At 76.8% G+C, this 1,038-nt stretch carries 2 protein-coding genes; one reads left to right on the plus strand and one right to left on the minus strand.

From position 1 onward, the window contains the following. On the plus strand, positions 1–363 hold a 363-nt coding region (gene greA, locus AC0CYZ_RS26615), incomplete at its 5' end, for a transcription elongation factor GreA (RefSeq protein ID WP_472220971.1). Between the two features lie 22 nt (positions 364–385). Here greA and AC0CYZ_RS26620 read toward each other — a convergent pair. After that, positions 386–1,038 (minus strand): pyridoxal-phosphate dependent enzyme (locus AC0CYZ_RS26620; protein ID WP_472220973.1); only part of this gene is annotated, 653 nt, incomplete at its 5' end.

Here is a 1,038-nt window from a genome sequence, read left to right on the forward strand (position 1 = left end):
GACCTCAAGGAGAACGGCGGCTACCACGCGGCCCGCGAGGAGCAGGGCGTGATGGAGGCCCGCATCCGCCACCTGCAGGAGCTGCTGCACACCGCGAAGGTCGGCGAGACGCCCACCGAGTCGGGGACCGCCGTCCCGGGCACGGTGCTCACCGTGCGCTTCGAGGGCGACGACGACACCGAGACGTTCCTGCTCGGCTCCCGCGAGGAGGGGTCGGCCGGCTCGCTCGAGGTCTACTCGCCCAACTCGCCGCTGGGCTCGGCGCTCATCGGCGCCAAGGCCGGCGACACCGTGAGCTACGACCTCCCCGACGGCGGGTCGATGGAGGTCACGCTGGTCTCGGCGGAGCCCTACAGCCCCTGACCGACGCCGCGGCCGGCCGACGTCAGGCCGGGCCCTCCGCGACGACGTACCCCGCCTCGCGGAGGGCGTCGACCATCGTCGTGCGGTGGTCGTGTCCGCGCGCCTCCAGGGTGAGCGCCACCTCGACCGCGCCCAGCCCGAGCGGCCCGAGGTCGGGCGAGGGGGCCAGCCGGCGGTGTTCGACGTCGACGACGTTGCCGCCGAGCCGGCCGAGCTGCGCGAGCAGGTCGCCGAGGTAGCCCGGGCGGTCCGGGAGGCGCACCCGCAGCGTCGCGTACCGCCCGGCCGCGGCCATGCCGCGACGGACGATCGCGTCGAGCATGAGCGGGTCGACGTTGCCGCCGGAGACCACGGCGACCACCGGCGCCGGCCAGCGGCCCGGGTACTCCGCGACGGCCGCCACCGCCGCCGCGCCCGCCGGCTCGACGAGCAGCTTGCCCCGCTCGAGGCTCGCGAGCACGGCACGGGACAGCGCCTCCTCGCTCACCGTCACGATCTCGGCGACCTGGGTGCTGACGTGCGCGAACGTCAGGACGCCCGGGCGGGGCACCGCGATGCCGTCGGCGATGGTCGCGCCGGCCACCGACACCGGCTCGCCCGCGGCGAGCGAGGGCGGCCACGCCGCGTACGCCGCGGCCTGCGCCCCCACGACCCGCACCCCGGTGCCGGCCAGCG

Source organism: Actinomycetospora sp., assembly GCF_055612215.1.